The 20,250-nt window shown below is 47.3% G+C and carries 16 protein-coding genes; 5 read left to right on the top strand and 11 right to left on the bottom strand.

Translation table 11 applies throughout. The features are described 5' to 3' along the window. Positions 1-66: 66 nt before the first annotated feature. On the top strand, positions 67-1,458 hold the full coding sequence (locus RQM65_RS10405; RefSeq protein WP_314014776.1) for an MATE family efflux transporter: 1,392 nt from the start codon (positions 67-69) through the stop codon (positions 1,456-1,458). Here the strand turns inward: RQM65_RS10405 and RQM65_RS10400 are convergent. Both RQM65_RS10400 and uvrC read right to left on the bottom strand, forming a co-directional pair. Then, entirely contained in the window at positions 1,455-3,719 is a 2,265-nt protein-coding gene (locus tag RQM65_RS10400) for a patatin-like phospholipase family protein (RefSeq protein ID WP_314014774.1), read from the bottom strand. The genes RQM65_RS10405 and RQM65_RS10400 overlap by 4 nt on opposite strands. Positions 3,720-3,772: 53 nt before the next feature. Then, entirely contained in the window at positions 3,773-5,560 is a 1,788-nt protein-coding gene (gene uvrC, locus RQM65_RS10395; RefSeq protein WP_314014772.1) for an excinuclease ABC subunit UvrC, read from the bottom strand. Between the two features lie 415 nt (positions 5,561-5,975). Between uvrC and RQM65_RS10390 the strand changes: the two genes are divergently transcribed. Further along, positions 5,976-6,557 (top strand): 5-formyltetrahydrofolate cyclo-ligase, encoded by a 582-nt coding sequence (locus RQM65_RS10390; protein ID WP_314014770.1) that lies wholly within the window; start codon positions 5,976-5,978, stop codon positions 6,555-6,557. On the opposite strand, the gene RQM65_RS10385 is transcribed toward RQM65_RS10390, so the two are convergent. From RQM65_RS10385 to ileS, 3 genes are all read right to left on the bottom strand, one after another. Continuing rightward, positions 6,527-7,201: a lipoprotein signal peptidase gene (locus RQM65_RS10385; RefSeq protein ID WP_314014768.1), complete on the bottom strand. Its 675-nt coding sequence runs from the start codon at positions 7,199-7,201 to the stop codon at positions 6,527-6,529. The two genes, RQM65_RS10390 and RQM65_RS10385, sit on opposite strands and share 31 nt — an antisense overlap. A gap of 351 nt (positions 7,202-7,552) precedes the next feature. After that, complete coding sequence (locus RQM65_RS10380) at positions 7,553-7,936, bottom strand: TraR/DksA family transcriptional regulator (protein WP_314014767.1); 384 nt, start codon at positions 7,934-7,936, stop codon at positions 7,553-7,555. A gap of 3 nt (positions 7,937-7,939) precedes the next feature. Further along, on the bottom strand, positions 7,940-11,446 hold the full coding sequence (gene ileS / locus RQM65_RS10375; protein WP_314014766.1) for an isoleucine--tRNA ligase: 3,507 nt from the start codon (positions 11,444-11,446) through the stop codon (positions 7,940-7,942). 168 nt (positions 11,447-11,614) lie between these two features. Here ileS and RQM65_RS10370 point away from each other — a divergent pair, with 168 nt between their 5' ends. Beyond that, positions 11,615-11,863 carry a hypothetical protein gene (locus tag RQM65_RS10370; protein ID WP_314014764.1) on the top strand — a complete coding sequence of 83 codons (249 nt, stop codon included), beginning with the start codon at positions 11,615-11,617 and terminating at the stop codon, positions 11,861-11,863. Between the two features lie 221 nt (positions 11,864-12,084). Here RQM65_RS10370 and RQM65_RS10365 read toward each other — a convergent pair whose 3' ends face one another. The 4 genes from RQM65_RS10365 to RQM65_RS10350 form a co-directional block, all read right to left on the bottom strand. Continuing rightward, a complete protein-coding gene (locus RQM65_RS10365) occupies positions 12,085-14,496 on the bottom strand; it encodes a TonB-dependent receptor plug domain-containing protein (protein WP_314014762.1) in 2,412 nt (803 codons plus the stop codon). Position 14,497: 1 nt separating this feature from the next. Further along, complete coding sequence (gene recO / locus RQM65_RS10360) at positions 14,498-15,217, bottom strand: DNA repair protein RecO (protein WP_314014761.1); 720 nt, start codon at positions 15,215-15,217, stop codon at positions 14,498-14,500. A 19-nt stretch (positions 15,218-15,236) separates the two neighbouring features. After that, positions 15,237-16,580, bottom strand: a complete 1,344-nt coding sequence (gdhA, locus tag RQM65_RS10355; RefSeq protein WP_314014759.1) for an NADP-specific glutamate dehydrogenase — start codon at positions 16,578-16,580, stop codon at positions 15,237-15,239. Between the two features lie 76 nt (positions 16,581-16,656). Continuing rightward, positions 16,657-17,814, bottom strand: coding sequence for a cystathionine gamma-synthase (locus RQM65_RS10350; protein ID WP_314014757.1), 1,158 nt, complete (start codon positions 17,812-17,814; stop codon positions 16,657-16,659). A gap of 99 nt (positions 17,815-17,913) precedes the next feature. Here RQM65_RS10350 and RQM65_RS10345 point away from each other — a divergent pair, with 99 nt between their 5' ends. Further along, entirely contained in the window at positions 17,914-18,660 is a 747-nt protein-coding gene (locus RQM65_RS10345; protein WP_314014756.1) for a DUF3298 and DUF4163 domain-containing protein, read from the top strand. Between the two features lie 10 nt (positions 18,661-18,670). On the opposite strand, the gene RQM65_RS10340 is transcribed toward RQM65_RS10345, so the two are convergent. After that, positions 18,671-19,132, bottom strand: coding sequence for a DinB family protein (locus RQM65_RS10340; RefSeq protein WP_314014755.1), 462 nt, complete (start codon positions 19,130-19,132; stop codon positions 18,671-18,673). Between the two features lie 153 nt (positions 19,133-19,285). Here RQM65_RS10340 and RQM65_RS10335 point away from each other — a divergent pair, with 153 nt between their 5' ends. Continuing rightward, on the top strand, positions 19,286-19,639 hold the full coding sequence (locus RQM65_RS10335) for an arsenate reductase family protein (RefSeq protein WP_314014754.1): 354 nt from the start codon (positions 19,286-19,288) through the stop codon (positions 19,637-19,639). 95 nt (positions 19,640-19,734) lie between these two features. Here the strand turns inward: RQM65_RS10335 and RQM65_RS10330 are convergent, their stop codons facing one another. Then, the gene (locus tag RQM65_RS10330) at positions 19,735-20,220 is read right to left on the bottom strand and encodes an acyl-CoA thioesterase (RefSeq protein WP_314014752.1); all 486 of its coding nucleotides are present in this window, start codon (positions 20,218-20,220) and stop codon (positions 19,735-19,737) included. Between the last annotated feature and the right edge of the window lie 30 nt (positions 20,221-20,250).

The raw sequence follows: 20,250 nt of genomic DNA, 5'->3' as shown, positions 1-20,250 counted from the left end.
ACATCGATAAAATTGAACAAAAGGTGCCGTTTGAGCTTCTTTAGACGTTAACATCCGCAATTTGAAATGGCAAAAGTATCTGCAGAACAGCTCGGTTCGGAACCGATCGGCAAATTGTTGATCAGGCAATCCGTACCGGCTTCCATCGGTATTTTGGTGATGTCATTGAACGTGTTGGTCGATTCGATCTTTGTGGGCAACTGGATCGGCTCCATTGCCATCGCCGCCATCAATGTCGTACTGCCCGTGTCGTTTTTTATCGCCGCCCTTGGAATGGCCATAGGCATCGGGGGATCTAGCATAATATCGCGCGCACTTGGTGCGAACAACCCCGAAAAGGCTTTAAAAACCTTTGGCAACCAGATTACCCTGACGCTATTGGTCACCGTGGCGATGGTCGCTTTAGGACTCTACTATGTCGATACGCTCATCCCCGCCTTTGGGGGCAAGGGCGCCATTTTTGATCCTGCCAAGACCTACTACAAAATCGTACTGTACGGAGTACCCTTTTTGGCGCTCTGTATGATGGGCAATACCGTCATCCGGGCCGAGGGAAAGCCAAAATTCGCCATGATCGCCATGATCATCCCCTCGGTGGGCAACCTGTTGATGGATTATGTCTTTATCTACATCTTCGATTGGGGCATGGCCGGTGCGGCATGGGCGACCACGGCTGGGTATCTGGTATGTTTCGCCTATATTCTCTATTTTTTCCTATCAAAAAACTCCGAATTAAAGATCAGCCTGCCACATTTCGGATTGGACGGGGACATTTTGAAGGAAATCGGTTCCTTGGGCTTCGTTACCCTTTCCCGCCAAGCGGTGGTGAGCATTACCTATCTTTTAATGAATAACATTCTCTTCGGCCTCGGCGGGGAGGCCATGGTGGCCGTTTACGCCATTATCGGCCGGATGCTGATGTTCGCGTTGTTTCCGGTGTTCGGGGTTACCCAAGGGTTTTTGCCCATTGCCGGTTTTAATTACGGCGCCGAAAAATACCAAAGAGTACGGGAGTCCATCAATACGGCCATTAAGTACGCAGCCATCCTGGCCAGTATCGTTTTCGTAGGATTGTTCCTCTTTCCGGATGAGATAGCGGGCCTCTTTTTGGGCACTGGCCCGGAAATGTCGGAAGAAGACCTAGCGACCAATACTTTTGTACTGGGGCATATTCCCTTGGCCATGCGACTGGTATTCGCGGCAACCCCCATCATCGCGCTCCAGCTTATCGGTGCCGCCTATTTTCAGGCCATTGGGAAAGCTGTCCCGGCGTTATTGCTAACCCTCGCACGACAGGGGTTCTTTTTCATCCCCCTGATCTTGATCCTGCCCCATTATTTAGGTGAACTCGGCGTTTGGATATCCTTTCCGATTGCCGATACCCTGGCCACCATTGTCACGGGATTTTACTTGCGGAGGGAGGTAAAACGGACTTTAGTGAAGAGAGGGTTTCCCTAAAACCAGTATCCCAAACTGAAAAAGAAGTTATTCGTTTTGCCCTCCGGAGACCAGGAATAGTGGACTTGTAGTGGCCCTAGAAAAGATTCCCAACCATAACCGATTCCGTATCCGGAATAGTCGGGAAGTGTGAACCATTCGCCGGTTCTAAAAATGTCGTCGTCGACGTTCGAGAAGTTGGCCGTGAACATTAGATGGTTTTTGGGCCAAAACTCATAATCGAGCCTCCCGTAAGCCTTGACAAAGCTGTTGCCCGGTAAGCTTATAAAGTCATAGCCGAAGAACGGAATATTATTATTGATCAAGTCCGTTCCAAATCCGCCTAGGATAAAATCGAAAGAAGTAACGTCGGATGTACCCAGTTTAAAACCTCCCTCGGTCTCTATGTTCAAGGAAAGGTATTTTGAAATGGGCACCGCCCCGCCCATCCGGGCCTTTGCAACGGAAAATTCCTTGAAATTATCGTTAAAATCCGAAGAAAGAAGATAAAAGTGAAAGTCTCCATCAAAATATAGACCCTTTGACGGAAAGTACGCATCATCGTAGGTATCAAGGGTCAACTTCCCAAAAACACTGTAGAAATTACTGTTTTCGAAATACGTTTTTCCGTCAGACGTTCTTCGATCGGCACGAACCTCATCTTCGCCTAACTGGCCCAGGGTTCTGGTACTATATTTCAGTAATTTATGCTCGACACCCATTCGATAAGCGAACTCTTCCCGTAAAACCGTTTCCACATAAACCCGATTTGTAAAGTCTGAAACATCAAGGTTGATTGTACCTAGATTGATGCCGGAAGGCACTTCGTAGTTGCCCCGTATTAAATCAAAATCGATTTCTTTACGGAAGTCATTAAACCTTGAATTCAGACCAAAGCTCCAATACGATCCTTTATCCACGTAGTATTGGAAATTATACCGTACGTTATCACCAATAATAAAATCAAAGGAGGCTACATCGTCACGGGTCAACAGCTGTTTTCTGGTTACATTGAGAATCGCGGCCGTTTTATAAAGGTCATCGTAGTGGGCACCGATTCGCACAAAAGTCTTGACCGGGTTCTCGGTGAGATCCAGAATTAATTCCTGCTCGCCTCCGCTATCTTTCAATTTATAATGGATGGTCTTAAAGTTTCTGGTCGCCGCGAGATTACCCACTCCCTGTTCCAGTTTTGAAAACGTAGTTTCCCCATCCTTACCCAGCCGCAATTTACCTTTTACGTAGCCTCGGGGGTAATTGGCGCTACCGGTCACGGTCAAATGATCAATGGTCAATTTTTCTACGGGTTTTATAACGGGAACCTGGCCTTTGACGTCGCCTTGCATTTTAGCCAGTCTCCGCAGGTCACCGTAGCTTTTTTTTGCGGCCACGGCACCACTTTCGATAATACGGGCGGCAAGATTAAAGTCGATGACGGAAAATTTATCGATTTCCGGCTTGATGTAGACATCGGTCTGTTCCGATTTTTCAACCATATCATTCACGGTCCTATAATTGTTGATCTGCAGCAGGATTTCCGTGGCCGAGATAAGCCCTTCCCGATCCCGGAGTCCATGCTGCACATCGACTCCGATGATTACGTCGGCCCCCATGTTTTTTACTTTTTCAATCGGGTAATTGTTGACCACTCCCCCGTCGATCAATAAGCGGTCGTCTGCCTTGACAGGTTCGAACAGCGAGGGCAGGGCACCACTTGCCATAACGGCCTGAGGCAGATAGCCTTCTTTTAAAATGACCTCCTCGCCGTTTTCCACATCCGTGGCGATGCATAGAAAGGGAATCGGCAGCTTATCGAAATCGGTGATATTCTTTACGGGATAAAGCAATTTTACCAGCTCATTGTACACATTCTGTCCTCCTGAATATGCGGAAGGCACGGAAATCTTAAACTTGCTAAAGGGCAAGGTAACAGCGTAGCGCTCGGAATCTTCCTTTTCGTAAAAAGTCTTTGCGCTGCGGGGCAGATTATCATCGATCAGGTTGGTAAAATCGGTAGTACGAAAAATGGAATCGAGCTCGGTGGCCGTATATCCAGCTGCGTAGAGCGCGCCCACAATAGCACCCATGCTGGTGCCCCCGATGTAGTCGATTTTGACCCCCGCCTCTTCAATGACTTTTAAGGCCCCAATGTGGGCCAGGCCTTTTGCCCCACCCCCGCTCAGAACCAACCCTACCTTCGGACTACTGCTATCACCGACTTGGCCAAAGGCAAAGATTCCCGAACCTAAAAGCACTACTAAAAGAACAACACAATACTTCATTTGTACTAGCAATGGATTTTTACTTCAGGCTCGTTGTTAGAAGGCGCTCCCCATTAGCGAAAAGTCTCATAGATTTTTTTGGCCTTGGCCCTGCCCACGGTCTCCGCCAAGCTTTCCAATGAAGCTTCCTTGATTCGCTTTACCGACTTGAATGTTCTCAACAATTCACGTGCCGTTTTTTCCCCTACCCCGTTTATACCTTCCAATTCAGAGCTGATGGCCGCTTTGCTACGTTTGTTCCGGTGGAAGTTAATGCCAAACCGGTGTGCCTCGTTACGGAGTTGCTGTATGATTTTCAGGGATTCGGATTTCTTGTCCAAATACAGAGGAATGGGATCTTCGGGAAAGTAGATCTCCTCCAGCCGCTTGGCAATACCTATGATGGCAATTTTACCCCGTAGCCCCAACACCCCCAGACTCCTGACAGCGGATGATAGCTGCCCCTTCCCCCCGTCTATAACAATCAACTGCGGTAGGGGTTCTTCTTGGTTCAAGAGACGTTTGTACCTTCTATATACGACTTCTTCCATCGACGCAAAGTCGTCAGGGCCCTCGACAGTCTTAATGTTATAATGACGGTATTCCTTTTTTGAAGGCCTGCCGTTCCTGAAGACCACGCAGGCCGCTACGGGGTTGCTGCCCTGAATATTACTGTTATCGAAACATTCGATATGCCGTGGTTCCTTCGAAAGTCGTAAATCCTTTTGCATTTGCGCCATAATACGGTTCACGTGCCGATCGGGATCGACGATCTTGATCTGTTTGAATCGTTCTTGCCTAAAAAAGCGGGCGTTGCGTTCGGAAAGATCGAGAATCTTTTTCTTATCGCCCAATATCGGTACGGTCACCTTCAAGTTTGGTTCTACCGTGACCTCGAACGGGAGATATAATTCTTTGGAAGTGGATTTAAAGCGTTGCCGTATTTCCGTTATGGCCAACTGTAAAAGGGTTGCATCGCTCTCGTCGAGTTTCTTTTTTATTTCCATGGTATGCGATCGGATGATCGACCCGTGTGACAATTGCAAAAAGTTGATGTAACCATGTGATTCGTCGGAAATAATCGAGAACACATCTACATTGTTGATTTTGGGGTTTACAATGGTCGATTTCACCTGATAATTTTCCAAGACCTCGATTTTCTCCTTCATGAGCTGGGCCTTTTCGAACTGCATATCGGCGGCCAAAGCTTTCATCCGCCGTTTGAAATAATGTAACGACGATTTAAAGTTACCCTTGATAATTTCCCGGATATCATCAATTTGCGCATGGTATTCCTCCGCGGTTTGCATCCCCTCACAAGGTCCCTTGCAATTGCCCAGATGGTATTCAAGACAAACCTTGTATTTGCCCGCATCGATTTTTTCGTGGGAGAGGTCGTAGTTGCAGGTTCGCAACGGGTAAACACTCTTTACCAAATCGAGCAAGGTACGTACCGTTTTCATGCTGGTGTACGGTCCGTAGTACTCCGATCCGTCCTTGATTACTTTACGGGTTGGAAAAATTCTTGGAAAACGTTCGTTTTTAATACAGATAAATGGATATGATTTATCATCCTTGAGCAGTACGTTATAACGTGGACGGTATTTTTTTATTAGATTATTTTCCAACAATAACGCATCCGACTCGGTCGGAACGACGATATGTTTGATCTGCCGGATTTTTTTGACCATGACCCGGGTCCTGCCATTTTCGTGGATCTTGGAAAAGTAGGACGCAACGCGTTTTTTAAGGTCTTTTGCCTTGCCGATGTACAGAATTTTACCGTCGGCGTCATAGAATTGGTAAACTCCCGCACTTTTGGGCAGAGTACTTAGTTGGATATCTATGGCTACCTGGGACATTCGGATTAAAAACCTTTATTTAGCTGTGGACACTATCGCAAAGTTAGATGGTTACTCGCTAATAGGATCCCTAAGCTTATCATAATTTTATGTAAGGGTAGAGTGTAGGGCTTTGATTGTTAATACATACGCGCCCAAATTTCAGAAATTCGGTGTCCGAACCCTGCTACCCTTCCTGAAAAAAGTTAAATTTTACTTAAAAAATGCATTTCATCGATAAAATATTCCCATTGGCGGTGAAATTAACAATTTATTTATCTAGTTTTAACGTATCAAAATCAACTACCCCCATGGATAAATACATTATAACCCTAGTATTATATTTACTATTGATGATTTCTTTTAAGGTGTACTACTACGTCAATGCAAAGGAGTAGAGAACACCCATTTCGTCCCAACATAGGGCAGAATAGATATGCTGAAAAAAAATCTAAGATCGACTTACGTCGAGCGTAGAAAAGCTATATCCGACCATCATCTTCTAAAATCAAGCCTGGCTATCGCCAATGCCTTGCTCGACTTGCCCATTTGGCATCATGAATACTATCATATATTTATGTCCATTGCGGAAAACAGGGAAGTAGACTCCACCCCTATACTATCCATTTTACACGGTAAAGACAAACAAATTATTATTCCTAAGGTCTCTTATAAAGGAAACTTACAGCATTATTTACTCACCGATGCAACAAAACTTCGAATCAATCGGTGGAACATACCAGAGCCTGTCGATGGCATAGAAATCCCTACCGACAAAATCGACGTAGTTTTTATCCCCTTATTGGCATTTGACAAGAAAGGTAATCGGGTCGGTTACGGAAAGGGGTTCTATGATATCTTTCTTAGAAAATGTCGAAACGATGTGCTGAAAATAGGGGTTTCCCTCTTTAAGGCAGAAGACAGCATCGAGGATGTCCATATCAACGATGTTCCGTTGGACTACTGTGTTACCCCCGAAAAAATCTATTATTTCTCCGGAGGCGGGGGGGGGCCGTAATTCTTACCGCTATCGGTTTCCGCTTCCGCTTCATCGTTCCCAAAGGCTTTTTTGTTGAAAACGATCAAGATGCCCACCCCGGTACTGATCGCCATATCGGCAATGTTGAAGACCGGCTCAAAGAACCGAAAATCAGAACCCCCAAAATAAGGCACCCATTCCGGCCACGTAGTATCGATTAAGGGAAAATACAGCATATCAACTACCCTTCCGTGAAATAAATCGGCATAAGGTTGGTCGGAGAAAGCTGTGGCCACTTGCTGATAGCTGTCGTTAAAGATCATCCCGTAAAAAACCGAGTCTATAATGTTTCCCAGGGCACCTGCAAAAATCAGGGAAACTGCCCAAATCAAGGTATTCGAAGATTTTTTCCGAACCGTGTCAAAGAGCCAGTATCCGATACCTGCAACAGCAAATAATCTGAAAACGGTCAATACTAGTTTCCCCATCCGATCCGTAATAGGAAAAAAATCGCTGAGCTTAGCCCCCCAGGCGGCCCCGGAATTTTCGATAAACAGTATTTTGAACCAACTGAACACGTCGATGGATTCCCCCAGAACGAAATTAGTCTTGATGTAGAATTTGCTCACCTGATCTATCAGTAAAAGCAATACAATGATCAGCACCGATTTCCTTAAACTCATAGTTTCGGTTAGAAATTAGGTGCAAAAATAGGGAAATAGGGGCATATTATTCGCAATGCCACGTATAGGGGCTTAGAAAAGTGGTTCTGCCACGGGATTTTAGGGCAATCGCAAGGCCTTACCAGCCCTTTAAACGGCTCGCTGATTGTAAAAAGACGGAAAGAGCAAGGAAGGAAAACGACTAACCTTTCTTATGCCTGCAATAAGGCAGGCCATCGATAAAAAGCATTCTCCTGTCTTCAGCAATCTTCGTTCCTTCTTCCTTTCGTCTTTTTGTGAGATTAAATAATACACCCTTTTTTCACAGTAGTAATGGTGGAGCCAAAAAAAGATAGGTAGCACCTGTACTTCTTACTGCTGCATATTTTTCGCTTCGATGCTGAGGGTAGCGTGCGGCACCAATTTAAGCCGCTCTTTTGCGATGAGCTTGCCTGTTACCCGACATACGCCATAGGTTTTGTTCTCGATACGCAAAAGGGCATTCTTGAGGTCACGGATAAACTTTTCCTGGCGGATGGCCAACTGCGTATTCGCCTCCTTGCTCATGGTCTGCGACCCTTCCTCGAAGGCCTTGAACGTAGGCGACGTATCGTCGGTACCATTGTTGCCATCGTTCATATAAGAGCTTTTAAGCAACTCTAAGTGGCTTTTGGCCTTTGCAATCTTTTGTTCGATCAGCTCCTTAAATTCGGCCAGATCTTGATCTGAATACTTTACTTTTAATTCTTGTGACATAACCTAATGTTTTACGATAAATAATTTTGTCTTTACTTCATCGAAAGCTACTTCGGCACCTGTTTCCAATTGCGCTACAAGGTCGAGCTCGGCGGTCAGGGTTTCCGCCTTGATATAATCGAGATTACTTTCTACGGCCGTTTCAACACGCCCATCCTTCATAATCTTTACATCAATCTTGTCCGTCACTTCGTATCCCGAGTCCTTTCGAAGGTTCTGAATCCTATTGATCAACTCCCGGGCAATGCCCTCTTTTTTAAGTGCATCATCGATTGAAACATCGAGGGCTACGGTAAGCGGACCTTGACTGGCGACTAACCAACCTTCGATATCTTGCGAAGACACCTCTACATCCTGTAACTCTAATGTAACGCTTTTATTTTCAATTTGGAAGGATATTTTTCCCTCCCGCTCTATTTTTTGGATATCCTCTTGCTGAAACTGGCCCACCGCTTGGGCGATTTTCTTCATGTCCTTGCCGTATTTCGGACCTAAACGCTTGAAATTCGGCTTAATCTGTTTGACCAAGATTCCCGAAGCATCGTCCAACATCTGGATTTCCTTTACATTGACCTCTGATTTGATTAGGTCGGCAACAGCTTCTATTTCCTGTTTTTGCTTTTCGGTCAATGCGGGAATCATAATTTTCTGCAACGGCTGACGTACTTTGATCTTTTCCTTTTGACGGATGGACAACACCAACGAAGATATGGTCTGCGCCATTTTCATCTTGCTCTCCAGCCCCTCGTCGACAATGGATGCATCATATTCAGGGAAATCGGACAAATGAACGCTTTCAAAGGCTTCCCTCTTCGTGACGGCCGTCAAATCTTTAAAGAGCCGATCCATAAAAAAAGGAGCCACGGGAGCGGAAAGCCTCGCTACGGTCTCCAAGCAGGTGTACAGCGTCTGATAGGCCGAAATCTTATCTCTTTGATATTCCCCTTTCCAAAAACGTCTCCGGCACAAGCGAACGTACCAATTGCTCAAATTTTCCTGTACGTAATCGGATATCGCCCGAGCCGCCCTGGTGGCCTCGTAATCGGCATATGCCCCGTCAACGACCTTGATCAGGGAATGCAGTTCGGATAAGATCCACCGATCGATTTCCGGTCTTTCGCTTAGCGGAATGTCATCCTCCGAATAATCGAAGGCATCAATATTGGCGTACAGCGCGAAGAACGAATAGGTATTGTAAAGCGTGCCAAAAAACTTTCGTTTGACCTCAACGATTCCGTCAATATCGAACTTGAGGTTGTCCCATGGATTGGCGTTCGAGATCATGTACCAGCGGGTCGCATCGGCACCGTGGGCGTTCATCGTATCAAAGGGATCGACGGCGTTGCCCAGGCGTTTGGACATCTTTTTGCCGTCCTTGTCCAGCACTAGGCCGTTCGAGACCACGTTTTTATAGGCTACGGAATCGAAAACCATCACGGCGATGGCGTGTAGGGTATAGAACCAGCCACGGGTCTGATCGACGCCCTCGGCGATAAAATCGGCGGGAAAGGGAATATTCTTTTGTTCGAGCAGGTCGCGTACCGTACCGCCTACCTTATCGGAATATGCACCTACCGCCCCCGCATAGGCTCCGGTCGATTCCGATGTGCCGGAACTTTCCTCCCCTTCGGAGCCCTGATCGGCACTGGCGAAAGGAAAATGCCACTGCGCATAGGGCATCGAGCCGCTATCGAACCAGACATCGATCAGGTCCGCCTCGCGTTTCATGGGCTTCCCGGTTGGAGAGATCAAGGTGATTTCATCAACGATATTTTTATGCAGGTCGATGGTGCCGTAGTTCTCATCGGACAGGTCGCCCACCTTAAAATCACTGAAGATGTCCTGTTCAAGTACCCCGGCCTCCACGGCTTTGGCCATTTCGGACTTCAGCTCGGCCACAGAGCCGATAATGAGCTCCTCCTGTCCGTCTTCCGTCCGCCAAATCGGTAACGGAACGCCCCAGTAGCGGGACCTAGATAGGTTCCAATCGTTGGCATTGGCCAACCAATTGCCGAAGCGGCCCTCGCCGGTGGATTTCGGCTTCCAGTTAATGGTCTCGTTCAGTTCCGCCATGCGGTGCTTTACCTCAGTGACCTTGATAAACCACGAATCCAACGGATAATACAGAATAGGCTTATCGGTACGCCAGCAGTTGGGGTAACTGTGTACGTATTTCTCGACCTTAAAGGCCTTATTCTCTTCCTTTAACTTGATCACAAGCTCGACATCGACCGATTTTTCCGGAGCCTCCCCCAAATCATAGTACTCGTTCTTAACGTATTTTCCGGCCAATTCCCCCATTTCGGGCCTAAACCTGCCCTGAAGGTCAACCAGGGGAACAGGATTATCGTTTTCGTCCAACACCAGTAATGGGGGTACTTCGGGATCGGCCTGTTTGGCGACCTGGGCATCATCGGCCCCAAAGGTCGGGGCGGTATGCACGATACCCGTACCGTCTTCGGTGGTCACAAAATCTCCCGCAATCACCCGAAAAGCGTTTTCTGGGTTTTGGTAGGGTAGGGCGTAAGGAAGTAATTGTTCGTATTTGATCCCGACCAGCTCTGTCCCTTTGAACTCCTTGACCACGTAATAGGGAATCTTCTTGTCGCCGGAAACGTATTCCAACAGTTCCGGCTTGGTATCGACCCGCTTAAACTTGCCCGAAAACTGTTCGTAGACCAAACTTTTGGCCAAGACTACGTTCAGAGGCTTAAAGGTATACTGATTGTAAGTTTCGACTAAGACGTAATCGATCTTCGGACCGACGGTCAAGGCTGTATTCGAGGGCAGCGTCCAAGGGGTGGTCGTCCAGGCGAGCAGATAAATATCGCCCTCATCCTGCAGGAAGTCCGGCAACGATGACTCCACTGCCTTGAACTGGGCTACCGCAGTCGTATCGGTGACATCCTGATAGGTGCCGGGCTGGTTCAACTCGTGGGAACTCAGTCCCGTTCCGGCCTTGGGGGAATAAGGTTGGATGGTATATCCTTTGTATATCAATCCCTTGTCGTAAATCTGCTTCAGCAACCACCAGACCGATTCCATGTACTTGGGGGTATAGGTGATATAGGGGTCGTCCATATCGACCCAATAGCCTACCTGTTCGGTCATTCGGTTCCACACATCGGTGTAGCGCATGACCGCTTTTTTGCAGGCGGCGTTGTAATCTTCAACCGAAATTTTACTGCCGATATCCTCTTTGGTAATACCGAGTTCCTTTTCGACTCCGAGTTCAATGGGCAGTCCGTGCGTATCCCATCCGGCCTTTCGGTTGACTTGAAAGCCTTTCATGGTCTTATATCTGGGGAAAATATCCTTGATGGTACGGGCCATTACATGATGGATACCCGGCATGCCGTTGGCGGACGGCGGCCCTTCATAGAAAACGTAATTGGGATGGCCTTCCCTTGTGGAGACGCTTTTTTCGAAAATGCCGTGTTGTTTCCAGTAAGCGAGCACCTCCTCGGCTACTTTGGGCAAGTCCAATCCTTTATATTCGGCAAATTTCATTGGTAAGGGTCTTTTATTGCGTGATTTTTAGGCTGCAAAACTAGGGATTTTTCGTGGGATTTTGAAGATTGGGGACCATGGGTATTCACCTTATCAGTAAAACGGGACTAAACGACGTCCAGATGCTGAAACCATTCGTATATCTTTGCAACAAAAAAAACCAAAATCATGAAAAAAGTACTTTTAAGTTCATTTTTAATGCTTGCCCTGAGTGCATCTTTCGTCTCCTGCAGGGATGCCGAGAACAAGACCAACGATGCCATGGAAGAGACCGAAGACGCCATTGATGACGCCGGGGATCGATTGGAGGAGGTAGGCGATGACATTCAAGATGGTGCGGAAGAGGCCGCGGACAATGTGGAAGATGCTGCCGACGACGCCGGTGAAGCCATTGAGGATGCCGTTGACGATAACTAAAGCATTATGCCGATTCATTTCGAAACCTATATTTGACGTAGGACTGTAGATGAGGCGGAAAAGTATTCAATAGTTCTTAAACAATCTAGTGGTTTCAGGAAAAGCCCCGATGGAAAAATCGGGGCTTTTTTGTGAAGGGAGGGATGCGTCCCGGACCTTATTTGACGTAAACCATGAAGCTCAGACGTCATCGAGATACTTCGAATATGAATGAGTTGGGACTAAAACCGCCATCCCAAACCCAACACCAGGTTTCTGCCCGGCGCGGTAATACCAGAGGAATACGAGCGGTAGCGCTGATCTGTGATGTTTTCAAGACTGACGGAAGCTTTTACGGCATTGGAAATCGCGAACTGGGAACGAAAATTCAAGGTGTACCACGAAGGGGAGTACGGCCTGCCCCTCTTATCGGTGGCGTAGATGTAGGTCTTTTTACGTTCGGATGCCGCAAGGTCATCATAGGATATCTCCCCGTTGTAATTCAAGAACAGATCAAACTTCCACCCTTGTTCAGTCCAAATAACATGAAAATCCCCGAAAGTCGGAGGCACATGCCTGGCGGGAGATTCGATGCCGTCTTCCTCTTCTTCCATCCCTTCGGTCAATGTAAGGTTGGAAACGAGGGACCACTGTTCGAAGAGAAAAGCTTCCAGCCCGAACTCGAATCCGTAAACGAAGGCCATGGCAGCATTCTGTATCGCCTGAACATCGCTAAGCTCCCCATTGTATTCAATCTGGGAAGCCCCATCGAAGCGATAATCCCTTCTTACTAGAGCATCTACCAAATAGGTATAATAGGTGGCCCCCCTTAAGGTCAGTTTATCGTTGAAATTCTTATAAACTCCTAATTCGAGGTTGTAGGCATATTCGGGTTCTAGATCAGGATTGGGCACGACAACCCCGCCGGGCTCGGAATCGAATATCTTGCCGGTGTCGTCGATGTTCGGCGCCCGAAATCCGGTCGATCCGTTCAAGGTAAGCTGAAGGTTTTCCTTAGGAAACCAGCTCAACCCAACGCTACCCGTTAGTGCTCCGTTGTCCAAGTTCGCATTGTCAAACGGAAAAGGATAGAATGACGTGTCAAAAACGGCATCGATCCATACATGGTTATAGCGTAACCCGGTAAGTAACGTGAAATTGGGCCTGGCCTTGTATTCCCCATTGATATAGCCAGCAGCGCTCTGCCAGCTCGAACCGTCGGGATATCTCGAGGGGGCATCGGCCAACTGATCGGTTTCAATATTCCGTTGGCTACCGTCGGATCGGATTTTATTGAAAATATACTCCGCACCGTAGTACAGCCTTAAGTCCCCTATTTTTTTATTCTCGAAATCGAGATTGAGGGAGAAGGCATCGACCACTTCCTCTGTCGTAAAACGAATTCGATCTTGAAACCCCCGGTCATTACGGCTTTCCTCAAAATGTTGATAGGCCGTGGTCACTTTGAAGGCGTCATAAAAGACATTCTTCCCTTTTTTTTCGAGCTGCAGGTTCCCCATAAACCATTTTTGGGGGCCGTAGTACCATTCCGCAGACCGCAACCCGCTGCCCTCCTTGTTGGGTCGGATCAAACGGTCGTATCGGGCGTAGTCGGAAGTTTCGGAATAATGAATTCCCAATTTATAGTTCCACCTCGCGTTCGGCCGATACTGCACTTTCTGCATCAGGTTAAACTGACGATATCCCGTCGGACGTTGTTCCCTAGGGTTCTTGTTGGAGACCAAAACATCTTCCCCGTTGCTCCGGGTCACATAGTTTTTTCGTAGATAGGAATCCGGACCGTGTCCGCCCATCCAAAGGTTGCCAAAATCGGTATAGGAGGCACTGGTCAAAGAAGCCCATTTTTTCTTGCCAAGATTGAGATCGAAGTGCAAGGTATTCTCGGTATTAACGGAGGCAAACCGATAAGCGGCATTCCCAGAAACGGCCAAATCGTTCCCATGGGCAAGAACGGCGTCATTGGTATAAAAATTCATCACGCCCCCGATGGCATCGCTCCCGTAAATCACCGAACCTGGTCCGAAGATCACTTCGGTCTTTTTGACCGTAAAGGGGTCGATCGAAATCACATTCTGTAGGTTGCCGCCCCTGAAGATGGCGTTGTTCATACGCACTCCATCCACCGAAAGCAACAAACGGTTGGTTGCGAAGCCCCGAATCGTGGGACTTCCACCACCCAATTGGCTTTTTTGAACGAATACCTTTCCGCTATTTTGCAATAGATCTGCCGAGGTTTGCGGATGCGTAAAGGAAATATCACGCGCATCGAGGGCCACTATCTTGTTGGGGATGTCTTTTTTCTGTTGTTCCCATTTCGAGACCGAAAGTATCACCCCCTCGAGTTCCTCGGCCTTCATCGTGAGGTATACCACATTTGAATGTCTAAGAATCCGGTTTTTTGTAGTACGCCAAGGGGTATAGCCTAAGCGTTTGAAAGTTATGCGTTCCTTGCCATCAAAAGATGAAAGGTCACATCTTCCGTTGCTGTTGGTCAGCACGGTTTTAGAGCGTGCCGTATTGTAAACGGCCACATTGGCAATGGGCTGTTGATCTTCCTCATCCATGACCGTAATCTGCTGTGCGGATAATACCTGGATAAAAACCAAGGAAAATACGAGAAAGTTCCATTTCATATTACCCGAAGACTTCGTTTAAGACGGCAAGGGACTTCGGTTTTCGAAAGCCCTGTAAATGTAGTTCAAAATACAGGACTAAGGACTGCAAAAGCTCCCGCCGGCCGGTTTTGTTCATTTTGATAGTATGTATCGCATCAAAATGCATGCCCATGAACGATTTGAAGTTCCCAAGATTTTCCCCCGTCAGTACCGGATGCAGTGATGGGGTGTCAGTAAACTCGCCCTCCATCAAATCAAAGCACGAGGCATGCATATCGGAGGTGTCGGGGTAGAATCCCAGGTATTTGGTAAGTTGAATCAAGAAATGACAGTGAAAATTGGCAGTTTGGCTATGGGTGTCCAGCCATTGCAAAGAAGCCTCCAAAAACTCGAAGAGCCCCTGGTTCCGTTCTTCCTCACGAATACAATACCCTAGCGTCTCGGCCAAAAAAAGTGTCGTGGCATTTTTGGCCATATCGCTATGTACCGTTTGGTATGCGTAATGGATCCGGGCTTCCCGAATACGCTCTAGAGTGCCTTTATTCTTATGGTCTGCGACAATTTCCAACTGTGCAAGGGGTTGGAAATAAGCGGATTTTAATTTCCTCTTTTTTGAGGACATCACTCCTTTCAGCAAGTAACTTTTCATGCCATCGGATGCCGTGAACGCCCTTACAATAAGGCTTGTGTCGCCATATTTCAAGGAGGTCAGCACTATGGCCTTCGTAGTTATTGGCATATTTTCCCACTATCGCTTCCTATATTACCCCTTGGGCTAGCATAGCTTCCGCGACTTTTACAAATCCGGCGATGTTGGCTCCCTTTACGTAGTTGCAATGGCCATCTTCCTCCATCCCATATTCCACGCAGGATGCGTGGATATTTTCCATGATTCCACGGAGTCGATCGTCTACTTTTTCCCGAACCCAACTGTAACGCAATGAATTTTGGGTCATTTCGAGGCCCGAGGTAGAGACGCCACCGGCATTCGAGGCCTTCCCGGGGGCGTATAGGATTTTGGCTTCCCGAAAAGCGCGCATAGCCCCTGGGGTGGAAGGCATATTGGCACCTTCCGAAACACAGGTACAACCGTTCTTCAATAGAGTCTTGGCATCATCCTCATTGAGTTCATTCTCCGTGGCACAGGGTAATGCTATATCACAGGGTATCGCCCAAGGTCTTTGCCCTTCGTGATATTCTGCGGACGGATATTCTACGGCATATTCCGAAATTCGTCCGTAACTTTCGTTTTTAAGGTCCATCACAAAGCTTAGTTTTTCCGTATCGATGCCTTCCGAATCATAGATATACCCCCCCGAATCGGAAAGGGCTACGACCTTACCGCCCAAATCGATAATCTTTTCCGCGGCGTATTGTGCCACGTTCCCCGATCCTGAAATTACCACAGTTTTACCCTCAATATCGTCATTTTTGGTCTGAAGCATGCTCTGCGCGAAATAAACCGTTCCGTATCCCGTCGATTCAGGCCGTATTTTCGATCCGCCCCACGAAAGTCCCTTCCCGGTAAGTACCCCGGTAAACTCGTTCTTAATCTTTTTGTAGGTGCCGAACATAAAACCTACCTCCCGGGCACCGACCCCAATGTCCCCGGCAGGAATGTCGGTAAACGGACCAATATGGCGGCAAAGCTCGGTCATAAATGATTGACAGAACCTCATGATTTCGCCATTCGACTTCCCCTTTGGATCGAAATCGGACCCTCCCTTGCCCCCGCCCATGGGCAAGGTGGTCAGACTATTTTTGAAGACTTGCTCGAATGCCAAAAATTTTAGAATACTCGCATTCACGCTGGGGTGAAACCGCAACCCACCCTTGTACGGTCCGATAGCGGAATTCATCTGTACGCGATATCCACGGTTCACATGAATCTGGTTATTGTCGTCGTACCAGACCACACGAAAGGATATAAGGCGTTCCGGCTCTACCATCCGCTCTAAAATCCGTTTATCATTATAGATCTTATGTTGTGCAATGTAAGGAATCACCGATTCTGCTACATCTTGCACCGCTTGCATGAATTCGGGTTCATGGCTGTTTCGCTTCTCGAGGTTGGCCATGAATTCCTGAACATTTGCTTTCATAGGGTTGTTTTGGTTTAGTTTATTATTTTTGACGCCGCGAAATATATTGAACTTGGAGCAACCTGACAAGAAAAAATCAAGCTTTTAGGGCTTGCTCCAAATCTGCGATCAGGTCTCCAGCATCCTCGATGCCAACGCTTAATCGAATCAGGCCATCGACAACGCCACTTTTCTCACGCTCTTCTTTCGGAATGCTGGCGTGGGTCATACTTGCCGGATGGCCCGCCAAACTCTCTACCCCGCCCAATGATTCGGCCAACGTGAACACCTTCAATTTTTCGACGATGTTGATCGCATCCTTTTTGTTCCCGCTTTTTGGAATAAAGGAGACCATACCACCATAATCGTTCATCTGTCGTTTGGCTATCCCATGATTAGGATGGGTTTCAAAACCCGGCCAGAAGACCTTGTCTATCTCGGAATGGCCATTCAAATATTCGGCGACCGCCCGACCGTTCTCGCAGTGCCGCTGCATGCGAACGTGCAGGGTCTTAATGCCACGCAAGGCCAAAAAGCTGTCCATCGGCCCGCAAACGGCACCACTGGCGTTCTGTATAAAATAGAGTTTGTCGGCCAACTCCTTTTCATTGACCACCAACGCCCCCAAGACCACATCGCTATGCCCGCCAAGGTATTTCGTGGCCGAATGCATGACCAGGTCGGCGCCCATATCCAGTGGTGTCTGCAGGTACGGGGTCGCGAAGGTATTGTCTACCGCCAACAAAACATCGTGTTTTTTCGCGATTTGCGAAACCCCTTCGATGTCGATCACGTTCATCATCGGGTTGGTGGGCGTCTCGACCCAGATGAGCTTGGTGTTTTCGTTGATATACGTTGCTATGGTATCGGCGTCTTGCATGCCAACAAAATGGAACTTGATACCGTATTTTTCGAAGACCTGTTTAAAAAGCCGGTAGCTGCCGCCGTATAGATCGTTGGTCGATACTACCTCGTCGCCGGGATTCAACAACTTGATAACAGCGTCCATTGCTGCCAAACCACTGGCAAAAGCCAGGCCGAACTTGCCGTTTTCTATGCTGGCCAAGGCGTTTTCCAATGCGGTACGCGTCGGATTGGCACTTCGGGAATATTCATAACCCTGATGGCCGCCCGGCGTGGTCTGGGCATAGGTCGAGGTTTGATAGATGGGCGGCATCACGGCCCCATACGCCTTATCGGGATGCTGTCCGCCGTGAATCGTCTTGGTATTGAATTTTAACTTTTTTTCGTCCATGTGCTACAATTATTCCTGCAAATGTATCGTTATCTTTGGTAGCATACAAAGGCATGGAACGCTTGTTTCTGCCATAAACCGACCCGACAACCCCAATTTATGAAGGCCTTACTCCCCTGTTTTCTGATTCTTTTAACCCTTATCAGCTGTCAGGAAGAAGAGGATAAACTGACTTTTGAGCGGCTGCGTTTGGATGAAAACCCGTGTACGGATTGCCCCGAAATCTCGATCGAGATACCCCGGGCCATTGAACGTACCAAGACAGCGGCGGCCATCAACACGGCCTTACGGGAAGAGATTATTGCCATGCTGCTATTCGACGATGAGGTGGAAGTATCGGACCTTGACGACGCCCTGATTTCTTTTTCCAATGGATATGCGGAATTACAAAAAAGGTACGCGGACGAGACCACCCCGTGGGAAGCTAAAATCGATGGGGAAATCGTTTATGAAGACCCTAAAATACTGACCGTACAGCTCGATTCGTATGTTTTTACCGGGGGCGCCCACGGCTATAGTGCCAAACGCTTTTTGAACTTCGACAAACAAAGAGGCGTTGAACTCGAAAATTGGCAGCTCTTTCAAAACCGAAAGGATTTCCAGAAATACGCAGAGACCAAATTTCGCGAACAGGAGGGTATTTCCTCCGAAGCCCCTATAAACCAGACTGGGCTAATGTTCGAACAAAATAGGTTTTACCTGCCTGAAAACATCGGTTTTAGCGAAGAAGGTGTGAAGCTGCTGTACAACCCCTACGAAGTCGCTTCATATGCCGACGGACCGATTGTTCTGACCCTTCCGTTTAAGGAAGTCAAACCTTATTTGACATCCAACACAAAATCGTAACGGTCTTTTTCTACTTTTTGACCACTTTTTGCAGTCCGAGTATCGTACCCAAGTGTATTCCCTCGTGAAAGATATTGAAGGTCATGGCATCCTCTACATTTTTCAAGGTGACGTTCACACTGGCGGTATATTCGTTGTAGTCCTCGAACAGACGCTTTTCATAATCCTCTTTTGCCCAATCCGCGGTAGAGATCAGAAAATCGCCGACAACCTTGATTTCCTCGTCGGTGGCGGTGCCGTCGGGTACGGTTCCTTTTTTGAACTTTTCCACGAGCCCATCCGGCACCCGCATTTGCAGATTACTGAATTTATAGACCAGCAATTGTTGGGTTGCCACCACATGGGCGATGTTCCACCAAATGTTATTGCGAAACCCGGAAGGGATCTCCAACAGTTGTTCCCTGGGCGTGTTGTCCAATATTTTATGAAGGAGTTTACGGTGCTGTAAGGTAGTGTCGAATACTTTATCCATATGTGCCTAATTTTATTTCGGATTCTCAAGTTTCAAAAATAGTACAATCGGTTTAAAAATGGCTTTCTTTGTAAAATAAGCTGTATCCAGCAATTATCCAGTTTCCCCCTCCAGCGAAATCCCGCCAAAGAAACAGAAAAAACATCCACATCCATGAAAAAAATCTACCACCTCGGCACCTGCAACACCTGCCAACGTATCCTTAAAGAACTGCAACCTGTGAACGACCTGAAATTACAGGACATTAAAACAAAAAACATTACCGAGTCGCAACTCAATGAAATGAAGGGTCTTGCAGGAAGTTATGAGGCCCTTTTCAGTAGACGGGCCCGCCTATACCGCGAAAAAGGATTGCACGAGAAAGAGCTTTCCGAGACCGATTACAAAAACCTGATCTTGAAACACTATACTTTTCTGAAACGGCCGGTTATCATTGTCAATGACCAAATTTTTATCGGAAATAGCAAAAAAACCGCCGCTTGGGCCCGGGAAGCCCTACAGGACTAAGCGCATCATGGTTGTCGACCTGACGAAGTATTCGCCAGCGCGGAACAATGAAGCAAGAATGGACCGGCCCTGGGTTCTAAATTTCCAGATATAATCTAATGAACGTCACCTAAGTCCTTGGGCACTTCGGCAAACCTCCGCGTGTCTTCTTTGGTAAGCGCCTTAAAATCCCCAGCTTTTTTCGCACTGCTGAAAGCTTTCAAAAATTCATTGGTCAGTCCGGTGAGCTTACGAGTCCTAAGATCGATCCAGGCGCCCATCATCTCGCAGCGGGCAAAGTTCTCTCCCTTGTGGTTGTAGAAGTTATGACGGAACTCGAAGAACTTGGCGTCCTCGCTCATCCCTTTAATCTCCAAGGAAACCTTGATAGGTTTTCCCGGAAATGCTTCCTTAAAATAATAAATTAACTCGTGGAACGCTACCGGACCGAGCTGGTTTTCTGCCAAGGTTTTCTGGTCAAAGCCCAATTCGAACAAAAAAGCCATACGGGTATGGCTCATGAAATTCATATAGGCCGAATTCGCCATGTGGCGATTGGCGTCGAGGTCGCTCCAACGGATTTCGAATTCTTTTAGAAACATGGATAATCAGAATTTTAATGGTGTTCAGCA

The organism is Pricia mediterranea, assembly GCF_032248455.1.
In the GTDB taxonomy this organism is placed as follows: Bacteria; Bacteroidota; Bacteroidia; order Flavobacteriales; family Flavobacteriaceae; genus Pricia; species Pricia mediterranea.
The sequence above is the reverse complement of the archived record's forward strand: the minus strand, read 5'-3'. Positions and strand labels throughout refer to the sequence as shown.

What these genes read in the sequence shown, in the direction of transcription:
- RQM65_RS10335 (WP_314014754.1), top strand. Translation starts at nt 19,286, where the DNA reads ATGAAAAAAATCTACCACCTCGGCACCTGCAACACCTGCCAACGTATC.
- ileS (WP_314014766.1), bottom strand. Translation starts at nt 11,446, where the DNA reads ATGAAATTTGCCGAATATAAAGGATTGGACTTGCCCAAAGTAGCCGAG.
- RQM65_RS10380 (WP_314014767.1), bottom strand. Translation starts at nt 7,936, where the DNA reads ATGTCACAAGAATTAAAAGTAAAGTATTCAGATCAAGATCTGGCCGAA.
- RQM65_RS10405 (WP_314014776.1), top strand. Translation starts at nt 67, where the DNA reads ATGGCAAAAGTATCTGCAGAACAGCTCGGTTCGGAACCGATCGGCAAA.
- RQM65_RS10350 (WP_314014757.1), bottom strand. Translation starts at nt 17,814, where the DNA reads ATGGACGAAAAAAAGTTAAAATTCAATACCAAGACGATTCACGGCGGA.
- RQM65_RS10330 (WP_314014752.1), bottom strand. Translation starts at nt 20,220, where the DNA reads ATGTTTCTAAAAGAATTCGAAATCCGTTGGAGCGACCTCGACGCCAAT.
- recO (WP_314014761.1), bottom strand. Translation starts at nt 15,217, where the DNA reads ATGCCAATAACTACGAAGGCCATAGTGCTGACCTCCTTGAAATATGGC.
- RQM65_RS10345 (WP_314014756.1), top strand. Translation starts at nt 17,914, where the DNA reads ATGAAGGCCTTACTCCCCTGTTTTCTGATTCTTTTAACCCTTATCAGC.
- RQM65_RS10385 (WP_314014768.1), bottom strand. Translation starts at nt 7,201, where the DNA reads ATGAGTTTAAGGAAATCGGTGCTGATCATTGTATTGCTTTTACTGATA.
- RQM65_RS10365 (WP_314014762.1), bottom strand. Translation starts at nt 14,496, where the DNA reads ATGAAATGGAACTTTCTCGTATTTTCCTTGGTTTTTATCCAGGTATTA.
- gdhA (WP_314014759.1), bottom strand. Translation starts at nt 16,580, where the DNA reads ATGAAAGCAAATGTTCAGGAATTCATGGCCAACCTCGAGAAGCGAAAC.
- RQM65_RS10400 (WP_314014774.1), bottom strand. Translation starts at nt 3,719, where the DNA reads ATGAAGTATTGTGTTGTTCTTTTAGTAGTGCTTTTAGGTTCGGGAATC.
- RQM65_RS10370 (WP_314014764.1), top strand. Translation starts at nt 11,615, where the DNA reads ATGAAAAAAGTACTTTTAAGTTCATTTTTAATGCTTGCCCTGAGTGCA.
- RQM65_RS10340 (WP_314014755.1), bottom strand. Translation starts at nt 19,132, where the DNA reads ATGGATAAAGTATTCGACACTACCTTACAGCACCGTAAACTCCTTCAT.
- RQM65_RS10390 (WP_314014770.1), top strand. Translation starts at nt 5,976, where the DNA reads ATGCTGAAAAAAAATCTAAGATCGACTTACGTCGAGCGTAGAAAAGCT.
- uvrC (WP_314014772.1), bottom strand. Translation starts at nt 5,560, where the DNA reads ATGTCCCAGGTAGCCATAGATATCCAACTAAGTACTCTGCCCAAAAGT.